The sequence below is a fragment of the Streptomyces sp. NPDC087310 genome (assembly GCF_044744405.1).
Lineage (GTDB): Bacteria > Actinomycetota > Actinomycetes > Streptomycetales > Streptomycetaceae > Streptomyces.
In genome coordinates this window covers 92,426-114,305 of record NZ_JBIUYF010000007.1, presented here as the reverse complement: position 1 = coordinate 114,305, position 21,880 = coordinate 92,426, and the positions used below count along the sequence as shown (strand labels likewise).

Sequence of the window (21,880 nt, the reverse complement as noted above, 5' to 3'; positions counted from 1 at the left end):
CGACGACCGGGGCGCGCCTACCGGGGCGCGTAGATGACGCCGAGCTTGTCGATCCCGTCCCCGGAGCGGCCCGTGAAGCCGACGATCCGCCACCCGGACGGCGCGGTGTAGGTCACCGCGTCCGAGGTGGCGGTACCGGCGGCGAGGGTGCGGCCCCGGTCCGTCGTGAACGCGGCGGAGAAGATCCGCGTACGGCCGTCCTTCTGGCCCTGGGTCAGCTTGACCGAGGTGAGGTGTTCGCCCGTGGCCAGGGTGAGCGAGGAGGCGGTGCCGCCCGTACCGCCGTGGCTCAGCACCGTACCGCCGTCGAGGGTGAGGCCGACCGCGTCGAGCCGGGCTCCGCCGCGCAGGGTGAGGGTGCGGGGCGCGGGGGTGGCCGGAAGGGCGCGGGCGTCGTTGAACGCGGTGCCGTGCGGGCCGCCGAAGAAGTCGGAGGCACGGCGGTTCGCGGGCTGCGACCAGGTGAGGTCGACGGCGTGGGGGTAGTGGTCGGAGAGGTGCTTGCCCGCGCCGTCGAGGAACGCGCGCCACGCGTTGGTGTAGGCGGTGGCGTCGAGACCGACCAGCGGGCCGCTCCGGTAGAGGACCTTGTCGACGACCTCGCAGGTCTGCGTGGGCGCGACGGTGTCGCAGACCAGCGCGTCGCCGCCGAGGGCCGGGGCGGAGCCGCCGCGCACCAGCTTCACCCAGGCGTCGGTGAGGCCGTTCTCGGAGACGAGGGTGCGGATGTTGTCGCCGGTGCGGGTGTAGCGGGTGTTGGTGTCGCCCATGACGACGACGGCGTTGCCCTCGCTGTACGTCCGGATGAAGGACGAGAGCTGGACGATGTTGGCGCGCCGGGCGGCCAGCGCGGCGTCCGTGGTGTCGGCGTTGGTGTGGACGTTGTAGAGGTCCACGAAGACGCCCTCGGCGAGCCGGACCCGGGCGAGCGAGAAGCCCTTGGGGGTGAGGCAGTCGGTGCCCGTGCAGTCGTTCCAGCGGACGCGCTCGAAGTCCTCGAAGGGGTGGTCGGAGAGGGTGTTGAGGCCGTCGCCGAAGGCGGCGCCACCGCTGGTGGCGGTGCGGTACGGGTGGGTGTCGTTGGCGTACAGCGAGGCGTGGTAGTTGAAGTCCTCCTGGACGTTGACGATGCCGTACGGGCCCAGGCGCTGCCCGATGAGCGGGGTGTTGGTCTCGGGGTCGCTCTGGCCGAGGTCGAGCGGGAGCCCGGCGATGTTGTACGTGAGGACCTTCAGCGTGCCGGAGTCGGCCGCCGGGGCCGCGACGGCCTGAGTGGCCGGGGTGGCGGCGAGGCCGGTGAGCGCCAGCGCGCCGGCGGCGAGGACGCCGGCCAGTCTCCGTATCGGAGTACGCATGTGGGGGGCCTTTCCGAGGGGGGTGAGAAAGGTGCGGGGTGGGAGGTGCGGGTGAGAGAGGCGCGGGTGGGCGAGGTGCGGGGAACGGTATTGCGGAGGGTCATCATGTACGGTCAAGTAGCCTGCCGCACAAGGGCAGTTGCCGATTCGGGCGTCCGGAGCAGCGGGGCGCGTCATCCCGCCGTACGGCGGCCGCCCACTGATCATCCCTGGATCGCCCACTGTTCATGTTTCACCCGGAACCTCTCTGTCACAACGGCAACAACCGGACACAGGAGCTTCCATGGGCCACGGGCACCACCACCCTCACTCGCACGCGCACTCCCACGCGCACGAAGCGAGCACGGCGCTGCCGCCCGCGCTCGACACCTCGGTGCCCGACGAAGCCCTCACCCCCGACCAGCTCTCCCGCCGTTCGATGCTCCGCAACACGGGGCTGCTGGGCGCCGGGCTCGCCGCGGGCAGTGTGGCGGGCGGCGCGGTGGCGGGCTCGCCCGCGTACGCCGCCGGCGGTCAGGGTTCCCCGGGCGGTTCCCGCGCGGGGCGCAAGGGCGGCTTCCTGTGGCTGGCCGGTGACCACCACATCCACACGCAGTACAGCAGCGACGGCAAGTACCGGGTCGTCGACCAGGTGCGGCAGGGCGCCAAGCATGGCCTGGACTGGATGGTGATCACCGACCACGGCTCCGAGACTCACGCCAAGATCGGTGTGGAGAAGGTCAACCCGGACATCAAGGAGGCCCGTGCCGCGTACGACGACACGCTGGTCTTCCAGGGGCTTGAGTGGAACATCCCGGCCGCCGAGCACGGCACGGTCTTCGTCCACCCGGGCCGGAACGAGGTCGCCGTCCTCAAGGAGTTCGAGACCTCCTTCGACGGCTCGGTGCGCGGCGCCGGTGACTCCACCCCGGCCAACGAGGCGCTGGCCATCGCCGGTCTCTCGTTCCTCTCCGAGCAGGTGAAGCGCCGCAAGGTGCAGGACGCCCTGATGCTCGCCAACCACCCGTCGCGCAAGGGCATCGACTCCCCGCACGAGATCCGCGCCTGGCGCGACGCCACGTCCCGTGACCACCAGATCGCCGTCGGGTTCGAGGGTGCGCCGGGCCACCAGGCCGCGGGGATCGCGGCGCCGACCGGGATGGGCCGCGCGCGGGGGCTGTACGACGGCAGCCCGGGCGCGGGTTCCTTCGCCGGCTATCCGCTGGAGAGCTACCGCACCTGGGGCGGGTTCGACTGGATGACCGCCACGGTGGGCGGTCTGTGGGACAGCCTGCTCGCCGAGGGCAGGCCGTGGTGGATCACCGCCAACTCCGACTCGCACAACGTGTACGCGGACACGGCGAAGCGCGGCGGCCCCGACTCCGACTTCACGGCCAACGGCAAGCACACCGACCCGGTCTACCGGGGCGGACCCGACCTCACCGAGGGCGACTTCTGGCCGGGCCAGTACAGCCGTACGCACGTGGGCTCCGACGGCTTCTCGTACGCGGCGGTCATGGACGGCATCCGGGCCGGGCGCGTCTGGGTCGACCACGGCGGTCTGATCAGCGGCCTCGACGCCCGGCTCGCGGGCGGCGGGCGCTGGGCCACGCTGGGCGGCGCCCTGCACGTACGGCGCGGCACGAACGTGACGCTGACGGTCGACATCGCGCTCGCCGACGGCGCGAACTGGGCGCAGTTCGTGCCGAAGCTGGCCCGGGTGGATGTGATCCAGGGCGACATGACGGGCGAGGTGAAGGACAAGGACACGTTCACCGCGCCGACCGCCAAGGTCGTCTCGTCGTACGACGTCGACAAGTCGACCGGCACCGTCCGGCTCACCTACTCGCTGGGCCGGGTGGACCGGCCGCTCTACGTCCGGCTGCGCGGTACCGACGGCAACCGCTCCGCGGTCGGCGCGCGGGGTGCCTCCGTCGACCCCGCGGGGCCCGCGCTCGACGTCGTCGGCGACGCCGACCCGTGGCGCGACCTGTGGTTCTACTCGAACCCGATCTGGGTGCTGCCCGCATGACAGCGGTGACGGTGATCGGTGTCGACGCGGCCACGGCCGGTCTGGGCGACGCCGATCACCTGGCCCGGGCGCTCGCCGGTGAACTGGCCCTGCCGGACACCGTGTCGGTCGGTACGCACGCGGTGCGCGCCGGACGGCCGCACCTGGCGCTCTCGCTCACCCTGCCGGACGCGGCCACGGCCGCCGAGGTGTGGTGGGCGCTGACCGGCCGTACGGAGCCGGGACCGGTCGGGCTCGCCTTCGGCGAGCGGCGCCACGGCCCGGCCGAACTGGCCGAGGGGGCGGCGCACGCGGTGGCCGAACGGACGGTCCACGGCGCGGGCCGGGCGGTCCTCTTCCCCGGCGCGGGCGCGCTCACCGGCACGGTGGGCGTGGCCGAACTGCTCGCGGCGTCCGCCGTCGACGAGGTGGCCCTGCTCGGGTCGGCCGGACCGGCGGAGGGCGAGCGCCGGATCATGACACGGGGCCATCTCCGGCCCGAGTGGCGGGAGGGGCGGCTGGTCCTGACGGTGATGGAGGCGGCGGGCGGGGTCCTGGTCCCCTTCGAGGTGCCGGACCCGACCCCCTGCTGCGCCGACCACTGAGGCGCCGCACGGACTGAGCGCGGGCGCGGGCCACGGGTGCCCGCGCCCGCGCTCACTCCGTCCGGTACAGGTCGGTGAGCAGTTCGATCGCGGCCCGTGTGGCGGGGTGCGGCGCGTCCGACCACCAGGCGAGGCGTACGGCGATGGGCTCCGCGTCGCGGACCGGGCGGTAGACGACGCCGGGGCGCGGGTACTGGTCGCGGGTGGACTCCGCCGTCACCCCCACGCAGCGGCCGGTGGCGATGGCGGTGAGCCAGTCGTCGACGTCGTGAACGGCCTCCGCCACCGGACGGGACTCCGGTGGCCACAGCTCCGTGGTGGTGGTGCCGGTCCTGCGGTCGACGAGCAGGGTGCGTCCGCCGATGTCCGCGAGCCGGATCGAGCGGTGTCTGGCCAGCGGGTCGTCCGCCGCCATGGCGCAGTAGCGCCGTTCCAGGCCCACGATGACGGAGTCGAAGCGCCGGTCGCCGTCGAGCGGTTTGCGTACGACGGCGAGATCGCAGGCGCCCTCGGCCAGACCGGCGGTGGCCGAGTTGGTCCGTACGAGATGGAGCCGGGTCTCCGGGCGGGTCCCGCTCCAGCGGCGCTGGAACGCCAGGGTGTGGCGGCCCAGCGCCGACCAGGCGTAGCCGATCCTGAGCTGGGCGTGGCCCTCGGTGGCCTCGCCGACCAGGTCGTCCACCTCGGTGAGCACCCGCCGGGCGTGCGCCACGACGCGCAGCCCGGTCGCGGTCGGGGTCAGCTCGCGGGTGGTACGGCGGATCAGCAGCACCCCGAGTTCGCGTTCGAGGGCGGCGAGCTGACGGGAGACGGCCGGCTGCGAGAGGCCCAGTTCCGTGGCGGCGCCGGTGAAGCTGCCCTCGTCGACGAGGGCGACGAGGCAGCGGAGCTGTCGCAGTTCGATGGTCATCCGGGCCCCCGTCCGCTCGCCCACTCACTTATGACATGCGCGCATAAGTTGTCTGGTTCATTCATTTTACGTAAGAGGTCGGCAGGCGGACGATCGGTTCATGTCGTCAGCAACCACACGTACGGCCGGTGTCGCCACCATGTTCGGCAGCGGTCTGTCCAACCAGACGGGTGCGGCGGTCGGGGCGCTCGCCTTCCCCGTCCTGGGCCCGGTGGGTGTCGTGGCCGTACGCCAGTACGTCGCCGCGATCCTGCTGCTGGCCGTGGGCCGGCCCCGGCTGCGCTCGTTCACCCGGCACCAGTGGTGGCCCGTACTGCTGCTGGCGGTGGTGTTCGCGACGATGAACCTGTCGCTGTACAGCGCCGTCGACCGGATCGGCCTGGGGCTGGCGGTCACCCTGGAGTTCCTGGGGCCGCTCTCCATCGCGCTGGCGTCCTCGCGCCGCCGGGTGGACATACTCTGCGCGGTGCTCGCCACCGCGGGCGTGGCCACGCTGATGCGTCCGCGGCCGACCACGGACTACCTCGGCATCGGCCTCGGGCTGCTGGCCGCCGCCTGCTGGGCCTCGTACATCCTGCTCAACCGCACCGTGGGGCGGCGGGTGCCGGGCACCGAGGGGGCGGCGGCCGCCGCCGGGCTCTCCGGGCTGCTGTTCCTGCCCGTCGGTCTCGCCGTCGTGATCCACCGTCCGCCGTCCCTGGGGGCGGTGGCGTGCGCGGTGATCGCGGGGGTGCTCTCCTCGGCCGTACCGCTCCTCGCGGACCTGTTCGCCCTGCGGCGGGTGCCGGCCCGGACGTTCGGGCTCTTCATGAGCGTCAACCCGGTGCTGGCCGCGGTGGTCGGCGGGATCGTGCTGGACCAGACGCTGCACGCCGTGGAGTGGGCGAGCATCGGCGCCATCGTCGCCGCCAACGCGATCAGCATCCTCCTCACCCCCGCTCCCCCGGCCGCGCCGGCGCCCGTACCGTCGGAGGGACGGTCTCCCGCCCGGCGGTCTTCTCCTCGGGTACGGGATCGGTCCCGTTCGGGGTGCCCCTGACGCCCGTGTGGTGGAAGAGCAGGTTGAGGAGGAACGCCGTCAGCGTGGCGCTGGTGATGGCGCTGCCGGCGATGATCTGGAACCAGTTCGGGAAGGCGTGGTAGATCGTCGGGGCGGCGACCGGGAGCATGCCGACACCGATGGACACGGCCACGATCAGCAGGTTGTCCGTGCCGTCGAAGGGCACCTTGCGCAGGGTGTTGATGCCCACGGCCGTGACGGTGGCGAACATGACCAGCCCCGCAGCGCCGATCACCGGGCCCGGCAGGGAGGCGACGACCTCGCCGAGCTTGGGTACGAGGCCCAGCAGGATCAGGATGGCTCCGGCGACGGCGGCAACGTAACGGCTGCGGACCTTGGTCATGCCGACCAGCCCCACGTTCTGGGCGAAGACGGTGTCCAGGAAGCCGTTCATGACCCCGCCGAGGACACCGGACACCCCGTCGGCGGCCAGGCCCTTGGCCAGGTCGCGGGAGGTGAGCGGGCGGCCCGTCATCTCACCGACGGCGAGCATGTCGGCGGTCGACTCGGTGAACGTCACCAGCATCACCACGCACATCGAGATGACGGCCGCGACCGGGAACTCCGGGGCGCCGAAGTGGAAGGGCGCGGCGACCCCGAACCAGTCGGCGTCCCCGACGGTGGAGAAGTCGGTCAGCCCCATGAACACCGCGACGGCGGTTCCGCCGACCAGGCCGAGCAGCACACCCAACTGGGCGAGGAAGCCCCGGCCGAAGCGGCCGATCAGCACGATGAACAGGACGATGCCGCCCGCGAGCGCGAGATGGCTCGGAGCGGCGTAGTCCGGGGCCGTCGGATCCTGTCCGGCTATCAGGCCGGCGGCGACGCCTATCAGCGAGAGCCCTATGACGGTGATGACGGACCCGCTGACCAGGGGCGGGAAGAACCGTACGGCGCGGGCGAAGGGCACAGCGACCAGCAGGCCGAAGACCCCGGCGGCGATCATCGACCCGTACACGGCCTGCATGCCGTACTCGCCCGCGATCAGGATCATCGGGGTCACGGCGGTGAACGTGGCGCCCGCGACGACCGGCAGGCGCACGCCGAGGATCCGGCCGACGCCGAGCGCCTGGAGCAGCGTGATCAGACCGGCCACCAGCAGATCGGCGTTGATCAGCAGCCCGATGGTGGATGTGTCGAGCTTCGCCGCCGCCCCGAAGACCAGCGGCACGGTCACGCAGCCCGTGTACATGACCAGTACATGCTGCAGCCCGAGCAGCCCCAGCCGGCCGGGTGGCAGCATCCGGTCGACGGGATGGGGGGACGGAGCGGTTCCCTGGGACACGGCTGCCTCCGGAGTGGATGGTGGCGGGCGGGGAGCGAATCAACTTTCTGTTGAATTCGTTTCCCGCACGTTGCCACCTCCCTACGGTGCTGTTGCGCGGATCCGCTCGGAAGACCTACCTGGCCAGGAGGGCCCGCAGCGCCTTGACGACCTCGGCCGGGGCCTCCTCGGCCATGAAGTGGCCCAGGGAGACGGAGGAGTGGTCCAGATCGGGGGCCCACGCCTCCCACAGCGCGGCGGCGTCGAAACCGAGGGCCGCGCCCCAGTCCTGCTGGAGGACGGTCACCGGCATGCGCAGCCGGCGGCCGGCCTCGCGGTCGGCCCGGTCGTGTGCGACATCGACGGCGGCCGAGGCCCGGTAGTCGGCGACGATCGAGACGACGGCCTCACGGGACGCCTTCAGGTAGGCGGCGCGGATGTCGGCGGGGATCGCCTCCGGGTCACGGGCCCAGATGTCCAGGAAGTGGCCGAAGAAGGCGTCGGGGGCCGCGCCGATCAGCTCCTCGGGCAGGCCCGGCGGCTGCGCCATCAGATAGAGGTGGAAGCCGACGGCGGCGGAGGTGCCATGCATGACGTCCCACATGTCCAGCGTGGGCAGGACGTCCAGCGAGGCCAGGTGGGTGACCGCGTCGGGGTGGTCGAGACCGGCGCGTACGGCGACCAGGGCGCCCCGGTCATGCCCGGCCAGGGCGAACCGCTCGTGGCCGAACGCACGGGCGAGGGCGACGGTGTCAGCGGCCATCGTGCGCTTGGAGTAGGTCAGCCCGTCGGTGTCGGCGGGCTTGTCGCTGTCGCCGTACCCCCGCAGGTCGGGGCAGATGACGGTGTGGTCGGCGGCCAGGTCGGCGGCGACGTGCCGCCACATCAGATGGGTCTGGGGAAAGCCGTGCAGCAGCACGACGGGGCTTCCGGAGCCGCCCACGGCGACATGGAGGGAGACGCCTTCGGCGACGGTGACGCGCTGGTGGTCGAATCCGGGGATCCTGGGCTGGATCCGGGACTGGGGCTGGGGCTGGGGCTCCATGGTGCGGCTCTTTCCGCTCGGGGTGCTGTGTACGGGTTCGTCGGGTACGGGTTCGTCGGGTACGGGGCCAGCCTGCGGGCCCGCGATCAGCAACCGGTCAGCAACGGCTGACCAGGGCGTACGGGCGGTGGCCCGCTACATTGGCGGGATGACCAGCGAGGCGGCCCCACCGGAGGTGACCTTCGGGGTGCTGGGCCCGCTGGAGGCGTCGGACCGGCACGGACCGCTCGCCCTGAAGGGGCCCAGGCACCGGGCGGTGCTGGCCCGGCTGCTGATCGCGCGCGGCCGGGTCGTCCCCGTCGACCGGCTCGCCGCTGACCTGTGGGAGCGGCCCCCGGACGGCGCGGCCGGGGCGATCCAGACGTTCGTCTCCGCGCTGCGCCGCGCCCTGGAGCCCGACCGGCCGCCCCGCGCCCCCGCGCGGCTGCTGGTGACGGTCTCCCCCGGCTACGCGCTGCGCGCGGCCCCGGAAGCGGTGGACGCCTGGCGGTTCGAGGCGGTGACGGGCGCGGCCGGTCCGCTGCTGACGGCGGGGCGGGCCGGGGAGGCGCTGGCCCGTCTCGACCGGGCGCTGGCGCTCTGGCGCGGTCCCGCGTACGCGCAGTTCGCGGACGAGGCGTGGGCGCGCGGGGAGATCACCCGCCTGGACGGGCTGCGGCTGCTGGCCGTGGAGCGGCGCGCGCAGGCGCTGCTGGAGCTGGGGCGGGCCGCCGAGGCGGTGCCGGATCTGGCGGCCCACGCCGGGGCCCATCCGCTGCGCGAGGACGCCTGGCGGCTGTGGGCGCTGGCGCTGTACCGGTCCGGCCGGCAGGGCGACGCCCTCGCCGTACTGCGCCGGGCCGGGCGGACGCTGGCCGGGGAGCTGGGCGTGGACCCGGGCCCCGGGCTGCGCGCACTGGAGGCCGGCATCCTCGCCCAGGACCCCCGTCTCATGACGCCCGGAGCGACCGGAGCCGGAGGGGGCGCCCCGCGTGGGGTGGCACCTCGCGCCCCGCGTGGGACGGCACCTCGGGCCACGGCGGCGCCGTACGGGCGGCCGTTCGTGGGCCGCGCCCGGGAGCTGGCCCTGCTGGAGGAGGCCGCCGCGACGGCCGTACGGCGCGGCGGGCTCGCCCTGGCCCTGGTCTCCGGTGATCCCGGCGCCGGGAAGACCGCGCTCGCCGAGGCGCTGACCGACGCGCTGACGGCGCGGGGGTGGACCACGGCGTGGGGCGCCTGCCCGGAACACGACGGGGCGCCGGGCGGCTGGCCGTGGACCCGGATCGTGACCGCCCTGGCCGCCTCGGGGGCCGGGGACCCGCCGGACGTCCCGGACGGCGCCGGTCCGCGGGGCACGCCTGCCTCGGCCCGGGCCGCCCGCTTCCGTATGCACCGGGCGGCGCTCTCGTATCTCGGTACGGTGGCGGACCGGGGTCCCGTACTCCTGGTCCTCGACGATCTGCACCGGGCCGGCGAGGAGACCCTCGATCTGCTGTCCGCCCTGGTCGCGGAGTCCGTCGCGGGTCCTGTCCTGCTCGTCGGCACCTACCGGGCCACGGAGATCTCCCCCGGCCTGACCGACGCGCTCGCCGGGTTCGCCCGCGCGGAACCGGTCCGGGTGTACGTGGGCGGGCTGCCCGAGGAGGCCACGGACGCCCTCGTCCGTACCCTCGTCCAGCGCGACGTGGACGCCAGGACCGCGCGGGTCATCCACCGGCGCAGCGGCGGCAACCCCTTCTTCGTACGGGAACTGGCGCGGCTGGTCGACGCCGAGGGGCGCGCGGCGCTGGACGCCGTCCCCGCCGGGGTGCGGGACGTCATCCGCCACCGGCTGGCGCGGCTGCCGGGGCCGGCCCGGACGGTGCTGCGGCAGGCGGCGGTGGCCGGGCAGGACGTCGACGCGGAGGTGCTGACCGCCCTGGGGACGGACGAGGACGTGGTGCTGGACGCGCTGGAGTCCGCGCTGGTCGCGGGGTTCCTCGCCGAACAGGGGCCGGGGCGGCCGCGGTTCGCTCACGCCCTGGTGCGCGACACGCTGTACGACGACATCTCCGGGCCGCGCCGGGCGCGTTGGCACGCGGCGGTCGCCGAGGCGGTCGAGCGCCTGCACCCCGACGACATCGCCTCCCTCGCCCATCACTTCGGCCGCGCCGGGACCCGGGCCACGGCGGCCAGGGCCGCCCGTTACGCCAGGGAGGCGGCCGTGCGGGCGGAGCGGGGGTTCGCCCCGCACGAGGCGGTACGGCTGTGGCGGCAGGCCGTCGCCGCCCATGACCGGGGCGACGGGGACGACGTGCGCGGCCGACTGGAGGCCGTCATGGGCATGGTGCGCGCGCTGGCCGTGACCGGGAGCCTGGAGGCCGCGCGGACACACCGGGCCGAGGCGGTCGCCACGGCCGAGGCGCTGGGCGATCCGGCGCTCACCGCCGAGGTGATCGGTGCCTTCGACGTGCCCGCGATCTGGACCCGCAACGACGACGAGGAGCTGTCCCGGCGGATCGCCGGGACGATCGAGCGCACCCTGACCGCGCTGCCCGGCGACCAAGTGGAGCAGCGTGCCCGGCTGTTGGGCACCCTCGCGCAGGAGCTGCGCGGTGTCCCCGTCGACCGGGGACCCGGGGCGGCGCGGGAGGCGGAGGCCCTCGCGCGCCGCCTGGGCGACCCGGCGCTGCTCGGTCTCGCCCTCAACGCCCGCTTCCTGCACACCTTCCGGCGGGCCGGCCTGGCCCCGGAACGCGCCGGGATCGGCACGGAACTCGTCGAACTGGCCGTCCGGCACCGCCTGGTGACCTTCGAGGTGCTGGGCCGTCTGATCCTTGTCCAGGCCGGCTCCGCGCTCGCCGACTTCGACGCGGCCGACGAGCACGCGGCTGCCGCCGACCGGCTCGCGGAGCGGTACGGCATCCCTCTCGCGGGCGTGTTCACGCAGTGGTACGCCGCTCTGCGGCAGGCCGTCGCGGGGCGGCGGGAGGAGGCGGAGGCCGCGTACCGCGCGGGCGGGCGGGCCCTGGCCGGCAGCGGTATGCCGGGCATGGCGGAGGGGTTGCTCCCGCTCGCGCTGCTGTGTCTGCGCCTCCGGGCGGACGGGCGGGCGGAGGTGGACCAGGACGCGGAGTGGGGCCCGTACGCGCCCTGGATCCGTCCGTCGGCCCTGCTCGCCGGGGGCCGCCGCGACGCGGCCCGGGCCGCCGTACGCGCCGTTCCCGAGTCACCCGCCGATCTGCTCCTGGAGGCCCGGCTGTGTCTGCTCGCCCGGGCCGCCGTCGAGGTCGGGGACCGGCCGGTGATGGCGTGTACGTACGACCGACTGCTGCCCGCCGAGGGCGAGTTGGCGGGGGCGGGCAGCGGGCTGCTCTGTCTCGGCCCGGTGGCGCGGTACCTCGGCGACCTCGCTCTCGCGTGCGGGGAGCGTGAGCGGGCGGCGGACCACTACCGGCGGGCGCTGGCGGTCGCGCGGAAGGCCGGCGCCCCGCACTGGGCCACGGCCGCCCGCGACGCGCTCGGCTCTCTCGGCCGGCTCTCCCCCGGGCGTCCGTGACCCCTCACCGGGTGTCCGGGGGCGGGCTCAGCCAGGTGGTCAGCGCCCACCACCAGTGCAGGGTGGCCAACGGCCCCGGCCTGCCGTCGTGCTGGGGGTCGGTCAGCGACTCCCCCGTGATCTGCTGGAGCCTGCCGAGCCGGTAGCGGACGGTGTTGGGGTGGGTGAACAGGGTCGCCGCCGTCTGGTCGAGTCGCCGCCCGTGGTCCAGGAACGTCAGTGCGGTGAGGGCGAGTTGACGGTGGAAGTCGTCCGAGGGGTCGAGGGATCCCAGCAGTTCACAGGTCAGGTAGGCGCCCAGGAGCGGCTGGTCGGCCAGGGCGATCTCGGCGGCGAGGCCGGTGAGTTCGTACACTCCGCGCCACCCGCGCCGGCCGCCGATGTCCAGGGCGCGGACGCAGAGCCGGTACGCCGGGCGCAGTGCCTCCGGAGGTACGGCCGGCGAGACCACGGCGAAGGCGCCCGCCGGGATCTCCTCGCCGTGCGGCGGCCGGGGGCAGAGCCCCACCAGGCGCCCCTCGACCAGCAGGAAGTCGCCGCACGGGGCGACGGACCGAGGGGCCAGCAACAGGCCGCGCGCGGGGCCCGTGGCGTCCGCGACGAGGCAGTGGCGCACGCTGTCCGGCCGGATGCCGGCCCGCGCCAACTCCTCGGCGGACGGCGGCGGGCCGCCCGTCAGGAGCTGTCGCAGCGCCCGCGCCCGGACCCCGCCCGCCGGGTGCGGCACGCGCTGTTCGGCGGTGCGGTATCCGTGGACCACATGGCGCTCGACGGCGTCGCCGTACTCCTTGAGCAGCAGGACCGCCGAGAGCACCAGGCCGTCGGGGACCCCGGCGGCCCTGCTCCGGTCAACGGTGATCTCCACCGCGCGGGTGAGGGCGGCCTGTACGCCGCGCAGGACGGCGGTCACCGGGACGGCCTGGCCCGCCCGGTCGGCGCCGAGCAGCAGGGCGGCGGCGAAGCTCTGCTCCTCGACCCGTTCGAGGGTGGCGAACCACTGGCCCGCGGCGGTGACCAGGGCGGACACATGCCGGCGGTTCTCCGCCTCGGCGAGGTCGGCCACCTCGGGCGAACGGCTGCGCGCCGCGTGGACGAGTTCGCCGCAGACGGCCGGGTCGACGGCCATGGCCCGCAGGATCTCGGTGACCGGCTCGCGCTGATGGGTGACCGTCATGAGCCTCGCCCTTCTCCGTCGGAGCGCGTTCGCGGGGTGCGGTCGCTGCGTGCGGTCGCGGAGCGCGGTCGCGGCGCACCGTCGCGGCGCGCTGTCGCCGGGCCACAACGACGGGGCGGATGCGTTGGCGCCCGGCTACTACCGCACTTCTGTGGCGACCTGATTATCTGTGAGCTACCGCACGGTAACAGCAGGGCCATCGTGGCAACACCTCCCCCGCGTCCCCTTTCGGAAGGCCCCCCATGGAGAAGCCGGAGAACACGGAGAAGACGGAGAAGCCCGCGGACCCGGCCCTGTTCAGCCGACGCCACGCGCTCACGGTGGCGGGCGGGGTGATCGCCGGCGCGGCCGCCTTCTCCCAGACCCTGCCGGCCTACGCCGCCCCGTCCGCTTCCTCGGACGCGGACGCGGACGCGATCGTCGTCGGCGGCGGTCTGGCGGGGCTGGTCGCGACGGCCGAACTGGCCGCGGCCGGGCGGAAGGTACTCCTCCTCGACCAGGAACCCGAGTCCAATCTGGGTGGGCAGGCGTTCTGGTCGTTCGGCGGCCTCTTCTTCGTGGACTCCGACGAGCAGCGGCTCATGGGGATCAAGGACTCCCCCGAACTGGCCTGGCAGGACTGGCAGGGCGCGGCGGGCTTCGACCGGGGCGTGTCCGACCCGCGCGGCCAGGACCACTGGGCGCGCCAGTGGGCCGAGGCGTACGTGGACTTCGCCGGCGGGGAGAAGCGGTCCTGGCTGTACGGGCTGGGCGTGCGCTGGTTCCCCATCGTCGGCTGGGCCGAGCGCGGCGGCGGCCTCGCGGACGGGCACGGCAACTCGGTGCCCCGTTTCCATGTCACCTGGGGCACGGGACCGGCCGTGGTCGAGCCGTTCGAGAAGAAGGTACGGGCCGCGGTCGCCGCCGGCCTGGTGACGTTCAGGTTCCGGCACCGGGTCGACGAGCTGGTACGGACCGGCGGCGCCGTCACCGGCGTACGCGGGGCGGTCCTGGAGCCGAGCACCGCCGCCCGTGGCAAGGCCACCTCCCGCACGGTGGTCGGTGACTTCGAACTCCGCGCCCCGGTGGTGATCGTCACCTCCGGCGGTATCGGCGCCAACCACGAGCTCGTACGGCGGAACTGGCCCGCCCGCCTCGGCACCCCGCCCAAGAACATGATCACCGGTGTGCCCGCCTACGTGGACGGCCGGATGCTCGCCATCACCGAGAAGGCCGGCGGACGGATCGTCAACCCCGACCGGATGTGGCACTACACCGAGGGCCTGCGCAACTACGACCCGATCTGGCCCGACCACGGGATCCGTATCCTGCCGGGTCCCTCGTCCCTGTGGTTCGACGCCACCGGCAAACGCTTCTCCGCCCCCGACTTCCCCGGGTACGACACCCTGAACACCCTGAAGTCGATCACCGCGAGCGGCCACGACTACTCCTGGTTCGTGACGACCCAGAAGATCCTGGCGAAGGAGTTCGCCCTGTCGGGGTCCGAGCAGAACCCGGACCTGACCAACAAGGACATCCTGAAGCTCCTCTCACGCATCTGGCAGACCCCCGAGCCGATCGAGAAGTTCAAGAAGAACGGTGTCGACTTCGTCGTCGCCACGACCCTGCCCGAACTGGTCGCCGGCATGAACCGGCTGACCGGGAACAACCTCATCGACCTGGCCGACCTGAAGCGCCAGATCGACGCGCGGGACCGCGAGATCGAGAACCCGTACACCAAGGACGCCCAGGTGATGGGGGTCCGCAACGCCCTCGCCTACCCCGGGGACACCCTCAGCCGTACCGCCTCCGTCCACCGGATCATGGACACGAGCGCGGGCCCGCTGATCGCCGTACGGCTCAACATCCTCACCCGCAAGACCCTCGGCGGGCTCCAGACCGATCTCCTGGGCCGGGTGCTGGACGCGTCGGGCGCACCGGTCCCCGGGCTGTACGCGGCCGGTGAGGTGTCCGGGTTCGGTGGGGGCGGGGTGCACGGATACCGGTCCCTGGAGGGCACGTTCCTCGGTGGCTGCCTGTTCTCCGGCCGTCAGGCGGGCCGGGCCGCCGCGGCGGCGACGGCGTAGCGCGCGCCGCCGGTCGCGGGCAGGTGTTCGGTCCTCCCTGCCCGGAAGGGGTTCGGTCCTCCTGCCCGGAAGGGGTTCGTTCCCCCCTGCCGGAAACGTGGACCCCTTATAGTGCCCGGGACCCCGCGGAGGGCCACGATGACCGTACGAATCAGCGTCGACCGGCCGCCCGGTCCCTGAAACCGCTGGTCGCACCGGCCGGTGGCGTACAGCCTCCGACGTACCCGACCTCGGAGACACGACAGCGATGACACCGGCCGAACCCACCGCACGGAACGCCGGGGCGACCGCCCCACCGCCCGGGTGCCCCGCGCACCGGGCGGACGGGGACGCGGACACCGCCGTGCCGTTGAGCGGCCCCCGCTTCCAGACCGAACCCGCCCGTCTCTACCGTGAGATGCGGCGGGACCACGGCTCCGTGGCCCCCGTCACCCTCGAAGGCGGCATACCGGCCTGGCTGGTCCTCGGCTACCGCGAACTGCACCAGGTCACCGGGGACCCCGTGCTCTTCAGCCGCGACTCGGACCTCTGGAACCAGTGGAACAGCGTCCCCGAGGACTGGCCGCTGGCACGCCTGGTCGGGCGGCGGCAGCCGTCCATCCTCTACACGACCGGGGAGCGCCACCGCGAGCGGGCCACGATGGTGAGCGACGCGCTGGAGGCGGTCGACCCGTTCATGCTCCGGCACTTCGCCGAGCAGCTCGCCGACGAGCTGATCGACGGCTTCTGCACCGAGGGCGCCACGGACCTCATCTCCCGGTACGCGATGCCGTTCCCGGTCCGGGTCCTCGCCAGGATCTACGGCTTCCCCGACGACCAGGGGCCCGGACTGGCCGCCGCCGCGACCGACCTGGCCCGCGGCGGCGAGCGGGTCGAGGCGGCCCAGCGGTATCTCTTCGAGGCGACCGCGTCCCTGCTCGCCGGGAAGAAGGCCGGTGCGGGCCCGTCGGACGTCGCCTCCCGGCTGCTGCGCAACACGGCCGGTTTCACCGAGGAGGACGTCCTCCACGACCTGATGGCGCTGGCCCTCGCCGGCCATACGCTGACCGCCGACTGGATCGGCAACTCACTGCGGCTGATGCTCACCGACGAGCGTTTCGCCACGACGCTCTCCGGCGGCCGGCACAGCGTCGCCGAGGCCATGAACGAGGTCCTCTGGGAGGACACCCCCGTACAGAACGTCGCGGGCCGCTGGGCCACCCGCGACACCAGCCTCGGCGACCGCCACATCAAGGCCGGGGACATGCTGCTCCTCGGGATCGCCGCCGCCAACAACGATCCGCAGGTACGCACCCACGGCTCCGCGCTCACCGGTGGCAACAACGCCTACTTCTCCTTCGGGCACGGTGAGTACCGCTGTCCGTTCCCGGCGCAGGAGATCGCCGAGGTCATCGCCCGTACGGCCATCGAGGTGCTGCTCGACCGGCTCCCCGATCTCGATCTCGCCGTCCCCGCCGAGGCGCTGACGCGGCGGCCCTCCCCGTGGGCGCGCGGTCTGACGACCCTTCCGGTGAGCTTCACCCCCACCCCCACCGTGCGCCCCGGGGACGGCCGGTAGCGCCGAGGGGCGGGGCGGAGCCGACCGCGTTCACCCGGGCGTCCCCGGGTTATCCGGCCCGTCCGGCCACCGGGTCCGCGGGAAGGACATGGTCGCCGGTCTTGTCGGTGCTCAGGCACAGCGAGCAGACCATCGCGCCATGGGTGTGGCAGGCGGCCAGGTCGGGCCGTTCGAAATCCTGGCGGCAGACATGGCACGGGTGGACGGTCCCGCTGGGGTTGCCCTCGGCGTCCAGGAGCGGTTCGTCGATCCCGTCGTCGGCGCGCCGCAGGTAGTAACGGCCCTTGGTGGCCACGGCCATCAGCGGGGTGAGGACGAAGGCGATCAGCGCGGCGGCGACGGGCGAGTACGGCTGGAGGGTGTCGCCGAGCGCGTGGAAGTACATGGCGATGGAGAGCCCGGAGGCGGCGACGAAGGAGACCACGCCGACCGGGTTGACGGCGTACAGCATGCCCCGGCGGAACTCGGGGGCGTGCGGGGAGAGTTTCAGCAGATACTTGTTGATCATGATGTCGGTGGCGACGGTGACGACCCAGGCGATGGCGCAGTTGGAGTAGAAGCCCAGGATGCTGTTGAGGAAGCTGAACATGTCGGCCTCCATCAGGATCAGCGCGAACGCCAGATTGACCAGGACGAAGACCATCCGGCCCGGGTAGTGCTTCGAGACCCGGGTGACGGAGTTGGTCCACGCCAGCGAGCCCGAGTAGGCGTTGGTGACATTGATCTTGATCTGGCTGATCACGACGAGGACCACGGCCAGCGGGACCACCAGCCAGGACGGCATCATCGCGTCGAAGGCGCCCCGGAACTGCTGGATGGGCTCGGTGGCCGCCACCGGGCCCACCTCGGAGAGGATGTAGACGGCCAGGAAGACGCCCATCGCCTGCTTCAGCGCGCCCAGCACCACCCACCCGGGACCGGCCATGACCACGGCCGTCCACCAGGCGCGGCGGTTGGCGTCGGTCCGGGGCGGCATGAAGCGCAGATAGTCGATCTGCTCACCGATCTGCGCGATCAGCGACAGACACACCCCGGCGCCCAGCAGCACGGAGGCGGTGTTGACACCGCCGTCGCCGTCGGTCCCCGCGTACGCCAGCCAGCGGTCCACCGTGCCGGGGTCGGTGACGATCAGATAGACCAGCGGCCCCGCCATCAGCAGCAGCCACACGGGGGTCGTCCACACCTGGAGCTTGCTGAGCGCCTTCATCCCGTAGATGACCAGGGGGATCACCATGAGCGTCGAGACCAGGTACCCCGCCCACAGCGGCAGTCCGAAGCCGAGTTTCAGCCCCTGCGCCATGATCGAGCCTTCGAGGGCGAAGAAGATGAAGGTGAAACTGGCGAAGATGACGCTGGTCAGGACGGACCCGTAGTAGCCGAAACCGGAGCCGCGGGTGATCAGGTCGAGGTCGATGTTGTACCGCGCGCCGTAATAGGCGAGCGGGAAACCGGTGATGAAGATGACGGCAGCGGCGACGGCGATCGCGGCCAGCGCGTTGCCGGTGCCGTGGGTGAAGCCGATACCGGCGCCGATGGAGAAGTCCGCGAGATAGGCGATCCCGCCGAGCGCGGTGGTCGCCACGACCATCGGCGTCCAGCGGCGGTAGCTGCGCGGGGCGAACCGGAGGGTGTAGTCCTCCAGCGTCTCGCCGGCCGCCCGATCGGCGCCCGGCCCTGCGGTGGGTGGCTCCTGGTCACTGGTCGGAGCTATGAGCTGTGGCTCGCTGCTCATGCCGCGCCTCCTGGGGAGAGTGAGGTGGGTGGGGTGGTGCAGGGTGCCGCGGGGTCAGATACGGTCCGCGTGGAGGGCCATCTGGGTCAGGGCGCGTTCGGCGCGCTCCATCACGACGGCCAGGGAGCCGCCGACATGGCTGTGCAGCGCCCGGTACCCCTCGTCGAGGCGGCCGTCCCGCACCAGTTCCATGATTTCGATGTGTTCGCTGATGCTCGACGCGACCCGGTCCTCGCTGAGGAAGTCGTACATCCGTACGCGCCGGATCCGCTGGGAGGCCGTCACCAGGGCCTCGGTCAGCGCCGGGTTGCCGGAGGCCCGGGAGAGGGCGGTGTGGAACTCCTCGTCGAGCACCACGAACCGGGGGCCGGGCGGCGGAGGGTCCGCCCGCAGCGCGTACCAGCGCCGCAGCTCCGCGTCGAGGACGCCGGGATCATGCCGTACGGAGCCGTCCTCGGCGGCCCGCGCCATGCCGCGCAGCTCCAGGGTGGCCCTGAGCTCGTACAGATCCCGCAACTGCGTGAGGCTGGGCACGGTCGGGAAGAACCCTCCGTCGGCCCGCTCGATCAGGCCGTCGGCCAGCAGCCGCGCCATCGCCTCGCGCACGGGCGTCCGGGAGACCCCGAACCGGTCGGCCAGCCGCACCTCGGCCAGCCGCTCGCGCGGCCCGATCCGGCCGGCCAGCAGGTCCTCGCGCAGCCGTGCGTAGACCCGCTCACGGTGCGGGGGCGCCGCCGCACCGTCCGGTACGGCGGGCCCTGTGTCCGGCGGTGTATACAGGCCCGTATCCATGACGTGGAACGGTAGGAACGGCCTGTTTCCCGCCGACGCCTCCGGTGTGAAGACGCTGTTTCGGAGTTTCTGGGATTCGGGGTTGGGCCCCGCCGGCTCAGGCGGGGAGCAGGAGCCCGTCCAGGTCCGCGCGGATCTCCTCGGGCGTGACGGTGGGCTCGTACCTGCGCAGCACGCCGCCGTCCCTGCCGACGAGGAACTTCGTGAAGTTCCACTTGACCTCGTCGGTGCCGATCGCCTCGGGCCGGCTGTTCTTGACGTGCTCGTACAGGAAGCCGTTGGCCGGGCCGAAGTCGCCGGGCGCCTCGCTCCGCAGATGGGCGAAGAGCGGTGCCGCGCCGGGGCCGTTGACGTCGACCTTCCCGAAGACGGGGAAGGTGACGTCGAAGGTGACGGAGCAGAACTCCTGGATCTCCGCGTCGGTGCCCGGCTCCTGGCCGCCGAACTGGTTGCAGGGGAAGCCGAGGACGTCGAGACCGCGCGCCCCGAACTCGCGGTGGAGCGCTTCCAGTCCCTCGTACTGCGGCGTCAGTCCGCACTTGCTGGCGACGTTGACGATCAGCAGGACGCGCCCCGCGTGATCGGCGAGCCGGCGGGTGGTGCCGTCCGCGGTGGTGACGTCGAAGTCGTGCACGCCCATGTGGCGCTCCTCGTGGTCTCGTTCGGGAGCGCGGGCCTGCCGCGCCTCCCGTACCCATTCGTGTGATGACCGCATGGACAGTAACCGACGCGGCCCGGCGGCCCTCCGCGGGCGGCCGTCGCGGCGGATCCTGTCACGACGCTGGCGCGGCGGGGCCTCTTCGGGGACGATCAGGTGGTTTGATCCCAGCCGTCTCGTTATTCACGCGCCGCCCTCGGTACTCCCCCATGTCACGCAGTGCGGCCGTCCCGGCCGCGGACCGGGAAGGAATCGCGCCGATGTTCAGACCGCGCACCAGCGACGTGAAGCGCGTCGTCGTCTCGATGGCCCTCGTCCTCACCATGGCCGGCTTCACGGATTCCGCGCCCTCCGCCACGTCTTCCGCGTCTTCTTCCGCGTCCTCTTCCGTATCGACGGCCGAATCGACGGCCGTATCGGCGTCCGATGCGGCGTCCGCGACCGGCGCAGCGCGGGCCGGACGCTCCTGGTTCACCTCCTGGGCCCAGTCCCAGCAGGCCCTCTCCACCAGGACGTTGACCCACCAGTCCGTACGGATGATCACCCACCTCAGCCAGGGTGGCGACGCACTGCGCATCCGGGTCCAGAACACCTTCGGCAGGACGCCGCTCACGGTCGACGGCGTCACCGTGGGCCGCGGCGGGGAGGGCGCGGCGATCGTCGGCGGCACCGTACCGGTCACCTTCGAGGGCCGGCGCGCGGTCACGATCCCGCCGGGCGGCGAGGTGTGGAGCGACGCCGCCCGGCTGCTGACGCGCCCTCAGCAGAACGTGGCGGTCAGCATGTTCGTCCCGGGTCCGGTCGTCCCGGGACAGCATGTGACGGGGCTGCGCGACAACTATCTGACACCGGTGAACTCCGGCGACCATACGGACGACCGCTCCGGTGCCCCCTACACGGAGACGGTGACCTCGACCCTCCTGGTCAGCGCCGTCGATGTCCGTAACCCCGCCCTCAAGGGTACGGTCGTGCCCTTCGGCAGCTCCGTCGTGGACGGCGTGGGCAGCACCCACTGCGGCCCGGGGTGCACGGAGACCGGGACGAACCGGCGGTGGACGGATGTGCTGGCGCGGCGGATCACCGATGAACTCCCGCCGCACCGTCGCCTGGCGGTGGCCAACGCGGGGATCAGCGGAACGACGAGTTCCGACGCGTGCCCCCGCACCCCCGGCGAGCTCGCGGGCCTGGACGGACCGGCCAGGCTGGACCGCGATGTGCTGGCGCTGCACGGCGTCACGGGCGTCATCTACTACTACGGCACGAACGACCTGGCCAACGGCTGCACGGCGGCCTCGATCCTCGACAGCTACGACACGGTCTTCCGGCGGCTGCGCGAGGCCGGGATCAAGGTGTACGTCACGCCGATCACCCCGCGCGCCTCGTACACCGATCAGAACAATCTCGACCGCCACGCGGTCAACACCGTTGTCAGGAAGGGCAGCGACTGCTCAGGCGCGTGTGACGGCGTGATCGACTTCGATCAGGTGCTGAAGGACCCGCTCCAGCCCAACCGCGTCCGCCTCGACTACGACACCGGCGACGGCATCCACGCCAACATCGCCGGGCAGCGGGCGATCGCCGAGTACGTACCCCTGTGGCTGCTCGCCGGACGGTAGGGGCGGACGGCCCGCCCGGACCCGCCGCGCCCCGGCCCGCCCCGGGCGCGTGGTCAGCGGATCCGGGCGCCGTACACGTGGTCGACCGTCATCGTCATCAGCACCCTGCGCTCGGAGACCATCGCCGCGCGGTACTCGTCCCAGTCCGGATGCTCCCCGGCGGCGACGCGGTAGTAGCGCACCAGCGCCTCGACCTCGGGGCCGTGCGGGTCGGTCCCCGGCCCGGTGAGGGTGGCGATGCCTTCGGCGGTGGCCCAGGCAGCCCCGTCCGGTCCGGTGACCTCCAGCGCGACCCGGGGGTCCCGGCGCAGGTTGGCCGTCTTGGCCCGCCCCTCGGCCATCGAGACATGGATGACGTCCGCCTCCTGGTCGTAGAAGGGCAGCACGGGGGAGAGCTGCGGGCGGCCGTCCGACTTGATCGTGGCGAGGACACCGAGCCGGCTCTCCGCGAGCAGCGTGCGCGGATGGAACGGGGTAGTGGTCATGTCCAAGCCCAAGCCGCCGCGGTATGCCCGTTGTTCCCGCTCCTCGCCGAGAG

General features: G+C 73.0%; 16 protein-coding genes. 7 read left to right on the top strand and 9 right to left on the bottom strand.

Going from position 1 to position 21,880, the window contains the following annotated elements:
• Nucleotides 1-17 precede the first annotated feature (17 nt).
• A complete protein-coding gene (locus ACIO3P_RS26395; protein ID WP_401854035.1) occupies nt 18-1,343 on the bottom strand; it encodes a jacalin-like lectin in 1,326 nt (441 codons plus the stop codon).
• Between the two features lie 295 nt (nt 1,344-1,638).
• On the opposite strand from ACIO3P_RS26395, the gene ACIO3P_RS26390 reads away from it, so the two are divergent.
• On the top strand, nt 1,639-3,366 hold the full coding sequence (locus ACIO3P_RS26390) for a PHP domain-containing protein (protein WP_329825215.1): 1,728 nt from the start codon (nt 1,639-1,641) through the stop codon (nt 3,364-3,366).
• Complete coding sequence (locus tag ACIO3P_RS26385; protein WP_329825214.1) at nt 3,363-3,950, top strand: hypothetical protein; 588 nt, start codon at nt 3,363-3,365, stop codon at nt 3,948-3,950. Before ACIO3P_RS26390 ends, ACIO3P_RS26385 begins: the two co-directional genes overlap by 4 nt.
• A 52-nt stretch (nt 3,951-4,002) precedes the next feature.
• Here ACIO3P_RS26385 and ACIO3P_RS26380 read toward each other — a convergent pair whose 3' ends face one another.
• Entirely contained in the window at nt 4,003-4,860 is an 858-nt protein-coding gene (locus ACIO3P_RS26380; protein WP_329825213.1) for a LysR family transcriptional regulator, read from the bottom strand.
• Between the two features lie 100 nt (nt 4,861-4,960).
• On the opposite strand from ACIO3P_RS26380, the gene ACIO3P_RS26375 reads away from it, so the two are divergent.
• Nucleotides 4,961-5,899 carry an EamA family transporter gene (locus tag ACIO3P_RS26375; protein WP_329825212.1) on the top strand — a complete coding sequence of 313 codons (939 nt, stop codon included), beginning with the start codon at nt 4,961-4,963 and terminating at the stop codon, nt 5,897-5,899.
• On the opposite strand, the gene ACIO3P_RS26370 is transcribed toward ACIO3P_RS26375, so the two are convergent.
• Together ACIO3P_RS26370 and ACIO3P_RS26365 are read right to left on the bottom strand one after the other, a co-directional pair.
• Nucleotides 5,790-7,163, bottom strand: a complete 1,374-nt coding sequence (locus ACIO3P_RS26370; protein ID WP_401791002.1) for a nucleobase:cation symporter-2 family protein — start codon at nt 7,161-7,163, stop codon at nt 5,790-5,792. The two genes, ACIO3P_RS26375 and ACIO3P_RS26370, sit on opposite strands and share 110 nt — an antisense overlap.
• Before the next feature lie 157 nt (nt 7,164-7,320).
• Nucleotides 7,321-8,199: an alpha/beta fold hydrolase gene (locus tag ACIO3P_RS26365; protein WP_401854038.1), complete on the bottom strand. Its 879-nt coding sequence runs from the start codon at nt 8,197-8,199 to the stop codon at nt 7,321-7,323.
• 178 nt (nt 8,200-8,377) lie between these two features.
• On the opposite strand from ACIO3P_RS26365, the gene ACIO3P_RS26360 reads away from it, so the two are divergent.
• Nucleotides 8,378-11,746 carry a BTAD domain-containing putative transcriptional regulator gene (locus tag ACIO3P_RS26360; protein ID WP_401853804.1) on the top strand — a complete coding sequence of 1,123 codons (3,369 nt, stop codon included), beginning with the start codon at nt 8,378-8,380 and terminating at the stop codon, nt 11,744-11,746.
• 4 nt (nt 11,747-11,750) lie between these two features.
• Here the strand turns inward: ACIO3P_RS26360 and ACIO3P_RS26355 are convergent, their stop codons facing one another.
• Nucleotides 11,751-12,920, bottom strand: a complete 1,170-nt coding sequence (locus ACIO3P_RS26355) for a PucR family transcriptional regulator (protein ID WP_401853807.1) — start codon at nt 12,918-12,920, stop codon at nt 11,751-11,753.
• Nucleotides 12,921-13,162: 242 nt separating this feature from the next.
• Between ACIO3P_RS26355 and ACIO3P_RS26350 the strand changes: the two genes are divergently transcribed.
• Entirely contained in the window at nt 13,163-14,986 is a 1,824-nt protein-coding gene (locus ACIO3P_RS26350) for an FAD-binding dehydrogenase (protein WP_329825208.1), read from the top strand.
• A 247-nt stretch (nt 14,987-15,233) separates the two neighbouring features.
• A complete protein-coding gene (locus ACIO3P_RS26345) occupies nt 15,234-16,544 on the top strand; it encodes a cytochrome P450 (RefSeq protein WP_401853810.1) in 1,311 nt (436 codons plus the stop codon).
• 49 nt (nt 16,545-16,593) lie between these two features.
• On the opposite strand, the gene ACIO3P_RS26340 is transcribed toward ACIO3P_RS26345, so the two are convergent.
• From ACIO3P_RS26340 to ACIO3P_RS26330, 3 genes are all read right to left on the bottom strand, one after another.
• The gene (locus tag ACIO3P_RS26340; RefSeq protein ID WP_401853813.1) at nt 16,594-18,276 is read right to left on the bottom strand and encodes a purine-cytosine permease family protein; all 1,683 of its coding nucleotides are present in this window, start codon (nt 18,274-18,276) and stop codon (nt 16,594-16,596) included.
• Nucleotides 18,277-18,330: 54 nt separating this feature from the next.
• Nucleotides 18,331-19,068, bottom strand: coding sequence for a GntR family transcriptional regulator (locus ACIO3P_RS26335; protein WP_329825205.1), 738 nt, complete (start codon nt 19,066-19,068; stop codon nt 18,331-18,333).
• 97 nt (nt 19,069-19,165) lie between these two features.
• On the bottom strand, nt 19,166-19,708 hold the full coding sequence (locus ACIO3P_RS26330) for a glutathione peroxidase (RefSeq protein ID WP_329825204.1): 543 nt from the start codon (nt 19,706-19,708) through the stop codon (nt 19,166-19,168).
• A 278-nt stretch (nt 19,709-19,986) separates the two neighbouring features.
• Between ACIO3P_RS26330 and ACIO3P_RS26325 the strand changes: the two genes are divergently transcribed.
• Nucleotides 19,987-21,342 carry a GDSL-type esterase/lipase family protein gene (locus tag ACIO3P_RS26325; RefSeq protein ID WP_401853815.1) on the top strand — a complete coding sequence of 452 codons (1,356 nt, stop codon included), beginning with the start codon at nt 19,987-19,989 and terminating at the stop codon, nt 21,340-21,342.
• Nucleotides 21,343-21,395: 53 nt separating this feature from the next.
• On the opposite strand, the gene ACIO3P_RS26320 is transcribed toward ACIO3P_RS26325, so the two are convergent.
• Nucleotides 21,396-21,827, bottom strand: a complete 432-nt coding sequence (locus ACIO3P_RS26320; protein ID WP_329825202.1) for a PPOX class F420-dependent oxidoreductase — start codon at nt 21,825-21,827, stop codon at nt 21,396-21,398.
• Between the last annotated feature and the right edge of the window lie 53 nt (nt 21,828-21,880).

What these genes read in the sequence shown, in the direction of transcription:
- ACIO3P_RS26390 (WP_329825215.1), top strand. Translation starts at nt 1,639, where the DNA reads ATGGGCCACGGGCACCACCACCCTCACTCGCACGCGCACTCCCACGCG.
- ACIO3P_RS26385 (WP_329825214.1), top strand. Translation starts at nt 3,363, where the DNA reads ATGACAGCGGTGACGGTGATCGGTGTCGACGCGGCCACGGCCGGTCTG.
- ACIO3P_RS26380 (WP_329825213.1), bottom strand. Translation starts at nt 4,860, where the DNA reads ATGACCATCGAACTGCGACAGCTCCGCTGCCTCGTCGCCCTCGTCGAC.
- ACIO3P_RS26375 (WP_329825212.1), top strand. Translation starts at nt 4,961, where the DNA reads ATGTCGTCAGCAACCACACGTACGGCCGGTGTCGCCACCATGTTCGGC.
- ACIO3P_RS26370 (WP_401791002.1), bottom strand. Translation starts at nt 7,163, where the DNA reads ATGCTGCCACCCGGCCGGCTGGGGCTGCTCGGGCTGCAGCATGTACTG.
- ACIO3P_RS26360 (WP_401853804.1), top strand. Translation starts at nt 8,378, where the DNA reads ATGACCAGCGAGGCGGCCCCACCGGAGGTGACCTTCGGGGTGCTGGGC.
- ACIO3P_RS26355 (WP_401853807.1), bottom strand. Translation starts at nt 12,920, where the DNA reads ATGACGGTCACCCATCAGCGCGAGCCGGTCACCGAGATCCTGCGGGCC.
- ACIO3P_RS26350 (WP_329825208.1), top strand. Translation starts at nt 13,163, where the DNA reads ATGGAGAAGCCGGAGAACACGGAGAAGACGGAGAAGCCCGCGGACCCG.
- ACIO3P_RS26345 (WP_401853810.1), top strand. Translation starts at nt 15,234, where the DNA reads ATGACACCGGCCGAACCCACCGCACGGAACGCCGGGGCGACCGCCCCA.
- ACIO3P_RS26340 (WP_401853813.1), bottom strand. Translation starts at nt 18,276, where the DNA reads ATGAGCAGCGAGCCACAGCTCATAGCTCCGACCAGTGACCAGGAGCCA.
- ACIO3P_RS26335 (WP_329825205.1), bottom strand. Translation starts at nt 19,068, where the DNA reads ATGGATACGGGCCTGTATACACCGCCGGACACAGGGCCCGCCGTACCG.
- ACIO3P_RS26330 (WP_329825204.1), bottom strand. Translation starts at nt 19,708, where the DNA reads ATGGGCGTGCACGACTTCGACGTCACCACCGCGGACGGCACCACCCGC.
- ACIO3P_RS26325 (WP_401853815.1), top strand. Translation starts at nt 19,987, where the DNA reads ATGTTCAGACCGCGCACCAGCGACGTGAAGCGCGTCGTCGTCTCGATG.
- ACIO3P_RS26320 (WP_329825202.1), bottom strand. Translation starts at nt 21,827, where the DNA reads ATGACCACTACCCCGTTCCATCCGCGCACGCTGCTCGCGGAGAGCCGG.